This is a genomic window from Halalkalibacter oceani, from assembly GCF_023715605.1.
In the GTDB taxonomy this organism is placed as follows: Bacteria; Bacillota; Bacilli; order Bacillales; family Bacillaceae_D; genus Halalkalibacter; species Halalkalibacter oceani.
This window is the reverse complement of the sequence record NZ_JAMBOL010000034.1, coordinates 26685-35143: the sequence shown is the minus strand read 5'-3', so window position 1 is coordinate 35143 and position 8459 is coordinate 26685. Positions and strand designations below refer to the sequence as shown.

The following is an 8459-nucleotide window of genomic DNA, read 5'->3' as shown; positions in this document are numbered from 1 at the left end:
TCCCCTGTAAGAAATTTTAATTCGTTCTACTTCTATCCAGTAGTACTGGTGAGATTACTATTTGGTGTTAGTGAAATTTGGAGAATACACGAGTATTAGCGAGAAAATTAAACTTTATTGAGGGAGGAATGAGCAATGAAAGTCGTTTTACTAACAGGAGCAAGCAGCGGGATCAGGTATCAGACAGCGCAGCTTTTAGCGCAGCGAGGGTGCAAAGTATACGGCGCCGCCCGCCAAGTGAAAAGGATGAAGCCATTGCAAAAGTGGGGCGTCATTCCTGTTGAGCTTGATATGACGGACGAGAAATCGATGGAAAGCTGTGTCAAAATGATCATCGAAAATGAAGGGAAAATAGATGTGCTCATCAACAATGCAGGGTACGGGTCGTATGGCGCAGTCGAGGATGTTTCTCTTGAAGAAGGACGCAAACAGTTTGAGGTGAATTTATTTGGCGTTGCCCGTTTAACACAGCTCGTTTTACCGGTGATGAGAAAACAACAAGCGGGAAAAATTATTTCGATTTCCTCTGTCGGCGGAAAAATCACGACATTATTTGGAGCCTGGTATCACGCTACGAAATTTGCATTGGAAGGGTTCAGCGACTGCTTGCGGATGGAAGTGGCGGAATTTGGGATTGACGTTGTATTAATTGAACCAGGAGCGATCAAAACAGAATGGGGGAGCATCGCCGCCGATCATCTATTAGCAAGCGGCAAAGGCGGCGCCTACGAGGAAATGGCGGTCAAAACAGAGGAAAGTATGAGGAAGCAATACACGTCTAACCTGCTTTCAAAGCCGGAAAGGATTGCAAAAGTAATCGCGAAGGCTGGTGACCGAAAACGTCCTAAAACACGCTATTTAATCGGATTTGACGCTAAGCCGATTCTTTTGATGAAAAGACTTCTCCCTGACCGCGTTTATGATAAACTGGTGAAAAATATGTTGTGAGGGCGGGCGTAGCTGTGAAAATAACGATGACAAAACAAATGCAACTGTTTATTGAATCATTGGGAATTTCAATCGATGCTCTGCTGAAAAAAGCGAATATCGCCGATGCACGCTGGCAGCATACGCTGACGATCAGTGATCTTGACTATGTCAATTTGCTTCAGGAGCTTGATCAGCTGTTAACAGATGAGCAGCTCGTCGTCTTTAGTCAAATTGAAAACCTCAACATGTTTATCCCGCCACTGTTTGCGGCACTGACAGCAAAAAATGGATATGAAGGCATTCAGCGGCTCCAGAAATATAAACGTTTGATCGGTCCAATGGAAATGAATGTCATCGAGACCGGACAAACACTGAGCATTACGTTTTCATTTGTCCGAGTAAATCAGGAGCTCCCCCGGTTCGCTCTGTTGGCAGAGCAATTATTGCTCGTTAGTTTAGTACGGACGGGGACGGGAGAAAACGTGATGCCGCTTATGATTGAAGGTCCGTATTCATATGGAGCGAAAATCGAAGAGTGGCTCGGGGTAAGTGGAATAAAAAGCGTGAAAAACCGGCTCGTGTTTAAGAAAGAGGATGTGATGCAGCCTTTTCTCACGGAAAACAATGTGATGTGGGGGTATTTAGAGCCGGAATTTACGAAAAGACTTTATCAGGTTTCCACGGAAAAAACGTTCTCGCAAAACGTTCAGGCGAAATTATTCTCAGCGATTCCGAGCGGGAGTTTTACAGTCAAAGATGTCGCCAAATCAATGGGAATCAGCGTCCGGACGCTGCAGCGGAATTTGGCGGCGGAAAATACGACATTCCAGAAGCAGCTTCAAATAGTGCAGCAGCAATTAGCTTTTCATTATTTGCAGCGATCCGACTTGACGACAGATGACATCTCCTACTTGCTTGGGTATGCGGACACGAATTCATTTGTCCGTGCTTTCAAAAGATGGACGGGAAAAACACTTTCTGAATACCGATTGCCTCGCTAGTCGTAACAAGCTTGTCCCGCAAAGGCCATTCTCAGCCTTTTGCGGCAAGTTCATTTCCATTCATCAAGCGCTTCAGCTTCTTCTCGGTTCCCGTGTTTTCAACAGGGGTGTAGACACTGCATCGTACATCATGATGGCCCTGGACTTGTAAAGAGGTCAGATTGAAAACCATTTTCCCCGCCTTGGCATGACGGAATTCAATTTGAATGTCCGGCGCCGAGCTGACTTCGCTTTCATGCCACAATTGCCGGAACTCCGGATAGTCGTTTTCCAGTTCTTCAATGAAATCAATGTACCAGTGATCAGCAACATATTGCCCGTAATACGTCCGGAAAATCGCGATAAACCCTCTGACGAATTCGACCCAGTTGACTGCCAGGCTTCTGAATTCCTTGCGTGCAAAAAGCAGCCGGATCAAGTTTCTTTCAGCTGGCGGAATTTGGGCGAAATCGAGGAACACATTGGCCGCAGCCTCATTCCAGCCGACGATAAAGCAACGGCGGTCGGTGATGATCGAAGGGCAGTTTCTAAGCTCCTGTAGAATCTTTTGCAGCGGGGGGCTGATCTGAATCTCTTCCGGGGCGGGAGCGGGGCGCTCCGTTCCTTCATCCAGGGCCAAGCCGTACAAATATTTTTTTTCGTCTTTATTCAGTTGCAATGCCGCTGAAATACCTTCTAATACAGAGGTGGAGACATGAATGTCCCGTCCCTGCTCAAGCCATGTGTACCACGTCGTGCTAACGCCTGCCAGTTGGGCAACCTCTTCCCTCCGCAATCCTGGAGTTCTGCGGCGAATGCCTGTTGGCAGTCCGACCATTTGCGGATTCAGCTTTGCCCGTTTTCCTTTTAAAAAATCAGATAATGCTTGGAGTCTCGTTTCACGATTCATCGTCGTTCCCTCTCCCATTTGCTTATGCTAGTACTCATTATACTATGATAAACAACAACTTGTAATAGGATGGGAACACGTTAAACTAAAGAAAACGCGATGGGAGGCTGGGAAATGAAAAGAGTTGTGATTACCGGGATGGGGGTCATCTCGCCCCTTGGTCATGATGTCGATACGTTTTGGAAGCACTTAGTTGAAGGGAAATCGGGCATTTCACCGATTGATACGTTTGATGTGGCTGACTCGAAAACAAAAATTGCCGGCCTTGTGCGTGACTTCAATCCGGAAGCACGCTGGGGAAGAAAAGAAGCACGGCGGCTCGACCGGTTTGTGCAGTTTGCCCTCGCAGCAGCTGAATCCGCTTTAGAGGCGGGACGGTTCGAGCCGGAAGAGGTTGACCGTGAGCGCTTTGGCGTTTTTGTTGGCTCAGGAATTGGCGGGATTCAGACGTTTATAGACAATGTCAATCTATTAAATGAACGTGGGGCCGGACGGGTCAGTCCGCAGCTTGTGCCGATGATGATCGCCAACGCAGCTGCGGCGCAAATCAGCATGAGGTTTGGCGCGCATGGGCCGTCCATGTCGCCGGTAACCGCGTGCTCAATCGGCAATACAGCAATCGGAGAAGCCTATCATACGATTCAAAACGATGATGCGGATATGATGCTTGCCGGTGGGACGGAAGCGGCGATTACGAATTTATCGCTGGCCAGTTTCGGAAATGCGAAGGCGCTATCAACGAGAAACGAGGAGCCGGAGGCCGCCAGCCGGCCGTTTGAGGCGGACAGAGACGGCTTTGTGATGAGCGAGGGAGCAGGCATTTTGCTGCTGGAATCCTATGAGCATGCGTTGAAACGCCAGGCGCCGATTTTGGCTGAAGTGATCGGCTACGGAGCCAGCTCGGATGCTCATCATATGGTCGCGCCGCATCCTGAAGGAAAGGGCGCTTATTTAGCGATGAAGCGCGCGCTGAAAAAAGCGAAAGTAGCCATGGCTGATATTGATCTGATTAGCGCTCATGCGACAAGTACAGCGGCGGGTGATTTGGCGGAAACGAAGGCGATCAAGCAGATGTTCGGCGATGCAGCCTATCAAATCCCGGTCACAGCCAATAAGTCGATGCTCGGCCACATGCTCGGCGCGGCAGGAGGAGTCGAGGCAATTGCTCTCGTCAAAAGTCTGCAGGAAAATCTCATTCCCCCAACGATCAATTTGCAAAATCCGGATCCAAGCTGTGATTTAGATTATGCCGCAGAAGGAGCGCGGCAGGCGGCGCTCTCCATCGGCCTATCCAATTCATTTGGATTTGGCGGTCATAATTCCACGATTATTTTAAAAAAATTTGAGTAGAGAGTCCAAAGAGGAAGCGGCTGAAAAAGGATGAGTTTCACTTTTTCAGCCGCTTTTTTATAATTGTTTATAAAAGGCGACGGCAGCTTCGGCCTGCTGAAGAATGTCACAGATCAGTTCTTTTGGCTCAATTACTTTTATTTGATCGGCGAATCCGAGAATATATCCTCTTGCTTCTTCTTTCGTATCGAAAGAGAGCTTGACGGGAATCCAATCCTGCTCTCGTTCTGTTCCAAGCTCGACGACGCGAACGAACCGCCCGCTGTAACGCAGCCTGGGCCATATCGCCGCTGTCACCTCAACGGTGACTTCAAATGTCGGCAATGTTGCCAGAAAGGCGGCTGTCGATGCTTTCCAGTAGTTGGCGAGGTCAAAGTTCTCCGGCCGTTTACATGATTCGTTAGCCAAGGCCGCGGAATGAATGCGCGAGGCTCTGTAATTGCGGATGGCACCATTATCTTTTTGTGCAATTAAGTACCAGCGCTCTCCCTTCGCCACGAGTCCAAGTGGAGAAACAACCCGTTCAGCTGTTTTCCCGTCTGCCTGCTCGTAAATGATGTTTAATTTGTAATTGCTCCATATCGCTTCTTTCAAGACATCAAACGCTGTGACCTTTTCCTTTCGTTGACGCCAGCCACTCGTGTCAATATGAATACGGTTCCAGACATCCTTCGCCTTTTCCCGATTGGCCGAGGGCAGGGAAGCGAGCAGTTTCTGCCTCGCTTCCTCGGAAGAGCGAGTCAGCCCGAGGTCATCAAGAAACTGAACAGAAGGAGAAACGAGCAGCGTACGTAGTTCTGTTTCCGTCATCCCTGTTAAGCTGGTTTGAAAGCCGTCTACTAATGACCAGCCGCCGTTTTGTCCGCGCTGGGAAAATACCGGAATGCCAATGCCACTTAACGCTTCCATATCCCTGTAAATTGTCCGCTTGGAAACTTCGAGTTTCTCCGCGAGCTCTTTTGCGGTTAGTTGGCGCTGAGATTGCAATAGTAAAAGGATCGATAGTAAACGGTCCGCTCTGATTGTACTCACCCTTTCTGATTTTCGCTACTTTTAATTTAAGGAAAGATGACAATAGATGTCAACAATGGGTCATTATAATGAAAGAACTTCAACGAGGAAAGGATGAAACAAATGAAACAATTAACCGGAAAAGTAGCGCTCGTCACAGGGGGAAGCAGAGGAGCAGGCCGCGGGATCGCGATTGAGTTGGGGAAAGCCGGAGCGACCGTATATGTGACGGGGCGCAGTACGAGTGGGAATACAACGAATCAGTGGCCGGGGACGATTGATGAAACCGTCTCTGAGATTGAAGCATCCGGAGGCAAAGCGAGCGCGATTCGTTGCGATCATACGAACGATGCGGAAACGGAAGCAGCGATTGCACAAATTCGACGTGAGCAAGGAAAGCTTGACATCGTCGTCAATAACGTCTGGGGCGCTCATGACCTTGGTGTGGAGCCTGGGGCGTTCTGGGAATTGCCGCTGAAGCATTGGGATACGATGTTTACCGCAGGTGTCCGGGCCCAGCTGGCGACAAATCATTTTGCGCTTCCATTGCTGCGTGAGAATAATCAAGCGCTGATTGTTCATACGACTTTTTGGGATAATGATAAATACACCGGGCAGTTTTATTACGATTTGGCGAAAAACGCCCTGATTCGCATGGCATATGGATTATCGCTTGAAGTAAAAGCGGATAACATTGCCGTGGTCGCTGTATCTCCGGGGTTTATGCGAACCGAGCTTGTGTTGCAGCATTTCCAGACTGACGAAGCGCATTGGCAGGAAATAAAAGAATTGCAGGCATCGGAAACACCATACTATGTTGGGCGGGGCATTAAAGCGTTGGCGATGGATCCTGATGTGATGAAAAAAAGCGGGCGGGTCGTGAAAGTCGGTGACTTGGCGAAAGAGTACCAGTTTACCGATATTGACGGTCGCTATATTCCGCCATTTGTGCTATCATTTTAACTGTAACGCTTCGGTATTAGTGCTGAATGTAGTCTAGTTTGACGAGTGAGCTGGCTATACTCTTTGCTGTTGCTCGGTACGAATCAATTTTCAAATTCGAGAAGGAACAACATTTATTGTTATCATATGTTTATTGACAAAAATAGAAAAGAAGTTTACTATAGTCATTACTAAATTACATACAGTAAGCCCACTAAAGGGGAGTAGCTATGAAAACAATAAAGTCGTCATCGCGTAACTGGAAACAGTTTCCGGCTTTATTGGCAACTTATGTTGTTAGCAAGACCTTTACCTGACAAAAAATTCGGGTAAAGGTCTTTTTTGTATCAAAAAGCCTTTGCCTGAGTTGTTGGTAAAGGCTTTTTGTATGCAAATGGAGGAGATAAGGAAAATGGAATGGGCATTATTTTTGGAGTATAGTTGGGTATTACTTGTGTTAATTGTGCTGGAGGGAATTCTAGCAGCGGACAATGCGCTTGTGTTAGCGATTATGGTTAAGCATTTGCCTGATGATCTTCGTAAAAAAGCACTGTTTTATGGTTTAGCTGGGGCTTTTGTTTTTAGGCTCGGTTCACTTTTTATCATTTCATTTCTTGTCAATGTTTGGCAGCTACAAGCAATCGGCGCTTTATACCTGCTTTTTATCGCATTTAACCATTTATGGAGAAAGGCTGTTTCAGCCCGAGCAGTAATAGCGGCAACCACAGAAGCAGCCGAGCCGAAGGTCAAAAAGCAATCTGGATTCTGGATGACTGTGTTGAAAGTCGAGATTGCAGACATTGCTTTTGCTGTTGACTCGATTTTAGCCGCTGTAGCTCTGGCAATGGTTTTACCAGCTACTGGCTTAGGTACAATCGGGGGCTTAGACGCTGGTCAATTTTTGATTATCTTTATCGGCGGTTTTACTGGTGTCGTGATTATGCGTTTTGCGGCGACATTCTTTGTGAAATTATTACATGAGCGTCCAGGATTGGAAGTGGCTGCTTTTATGATTGTCGGTTGGGTCGGGGTGAAGCTAGCTGTTTTCACAATGGCGCACCCTAGCATTAATTGGTTGCCTCATCATTTTCCAGAAAGCGGAGTTTGGAAGATTATCTTCTGGGCCGTTCTCGTTTCAATTGCTCTCAGTGGCTGGTTTCTCAGCGGCAAAAAGACCGAAAGTACAGAAGACGAAAATGAACGGGAAGTTAAGAAAATGGAAGTGCTATAATTTTGAACGAAAAATAGGCTGCTCACTAAATGAAACATTTCTTTAAAGTGGGCAGCCTATTTGTAAAGACAACAAAAAGAGGTGTAAGCTTCTTAATGGAAGGTTAAAATAGAATTGATTACCAATATGGTAGAGTAGAACAAGGGAATGAGGAGAGCAATGGATGTAAAACAAAAACAACGAAGCAAACTACCGAAGATTTTACGAGGAGTAATGATTATCATAGGTGCATTTATCACGGCTTATGGATTGGAAGCAGTATTAATTCCAAACAGTGTATCGGATGGAGGGGTGACGGGAGTAAGCATCGTCGGCTCACAGCTAAGCGGTGCCCCCCTTGGGATGTTAATCGCCGTGCTTAACACCCCTTTTGTGTTTTTAGGCTATAAACAGATGGGGAAAAGCTTTGCCATTTATTCCGTAATCGGAATTGTTTCGCTTGCGGCTGGAACGACGATGATGCATCATATTCCGCCGATCGTTGAAGGCGACACCCTTTTGGTTACCGTTGTTGGCGGGATAATTATTGGCTTTGGCATGGGACTGGCCCTCAGAAACGGCGGGGCGTTAGACGGGATTGATATGCTGGCCGTTCTGCTTTCGCGGAAATTGCCATTTGGGACAAGTGATTTAATTTTGTTTTTAAATATGTTTGTCTTTATTTTCGTTTCGACTGTTTTTGGTCTTCAGGGAGCATTTCTCTCGGCGATCGCCTATTATATCGCCTCAAAGGTGATTCATATCGTCGAAGAAGGATTGAGCGGTTCAAAAACGTTTAAAATTATTACAAGTCAGCCTGAACGAATGGTCGAAACGATTCGTGAGCGCCTTGGCCGCAGCGCCACGTACAATATCGTGCAAGGCGGCTATTCAAATGAACAGTTTAAAGAAATTACATGCGTCATTAATCGCTTGGAAGACAGCAAAATGAAAGAGATTATTCATGAAATTGATGAACGTGCTTTCGTCATGGTGTATGACGTCGCTGAAGTAAAGGGTGGAAATTTCAAAAAGCGGAATATTCATTAGGAAAAACAGCGATCCGCACGTTGGCTGCCACCTTTTCCCTGCTTCCGGCGTCTTATATGGAAACAGGAAAACTAAT

General features: G+C 46.8%; 8 protein-coding genes. 6 read left to right on the top strand and 2 right to left on the bottom strand.

The features are described from left to right. The first annotated feature begins 135 nt into the window (after nt 1-135). Together M3202_RS19965 and M3202_RS19960 are read left to right on the top strand one after the other, a co-directional pair. A complete protein-coding gene (locus M3202_RS19965; protein ID WP_251224995.1) occupies nt 136-948 on the top strand; it encodes an oxidoreductase in 813 nt (270 codons plus the stop codon). Nucleotides 949-962: 14 nt separating this feature from the next. Continuing rightward, nucleotides 963-1931, top strand: coding sequence for an AraC family transcriptional regulator (locus M3202_RS19960; protein WP_251224994.1), 969 nt, complete (start codon nt 963-965; stop codon nt 1929-1931). A gap of 31 nt (nt 1932-1962) precedes the next feature. Here M3202_RS19960 and M3202_RS19955 read toward each other — a convergent pair whose 3' ends face one another. Next, the gene (locus M3202_RS19955; protein WP_251224993.1) at nt 1963-2820 is read right to left on the bottom strand and encodes a helix-turn-helix transcriptional regulator; all 858 of its coding nucleotides are present in this window, start codon (nt 2818-2820) and stop codon (nt 1963-1965) included. 114 nt (nt 2821-2934) lie between these two features. Here M3202_RS19955 and fabF point away from each other — a divergent pair, with 114 nt between their 5' ends. Then, nucleotides 2935-4170: a beta-ketoacyl-ACP synthase II gene (gene fabF / locus M3202_RS19950; protein ID WP_251224992.1), complete on the top strand. Its 1236-nt coding sequence runs from the start codon at nt 2935-2937 to the stop codon at nt 4168-4170. A 57-nt stretch (nt 4171-4227) separates the two neighbouring features. Here the strand turns inward: fabF and M3202_RS19945 are convergent, their stop codons facing one another. Beyond that, complete coding sequence (locus M3202_RS19945) at nt 4228-5193, bottom strand: helix-turn-helix transcriptional regulator (protein ID WP_251224996.1); 966 nt, start codon at nt 5191-5193, stop codon at nt 4228-4230. Nucleotides 5194-5304: 111 nt separating this feature from the next. Between M3202_RS19945 and M3202_RS19940 the strand changes: the two genes are divergently transcribed. The 3 genes from M3202_RS19940 (at nt 5305) to M3202_RS19930 (ending at nt 8383) form a co-directional block, all read left to right on the top strand. After that, nucleotides 5305-6144: an SDR family NAD(P)-dependent oxidoreductase gene (locus M3202_RS19940; protein WP_349775635.1), complete on the top strand. Its 840-nt coding sequence runs from the start codon at nt 5305-5307 to the stop codon at nt 6142-6144. 391 nt (nt 6145-6535) lie between these two features. After that, nucleotides 6536-7354 carry a TerC family protein gene (locus M3202_RS19935; protein ID WP_251224990.1) on the top strand — a complete coding sequence of 273 codons (819 nt, stop codon included), beginning with the start codon at nt 6536-6538 and terminating at the stop codon, nt 7352-7354. 159 nt (nt 7355-7513) lie between these two features. After that, nucleotides 7514-8383, top strand: coding sequence for a YitT family protein (locus M3202_RS19930; RefSeq protein WP_251224989.1), 870 nt, complete (start codon nt 7514-7516; stop codon nt 8381-8383). The last annotated feature ends 76 nt before the right edge of the window (nt 8384-8459 follow it).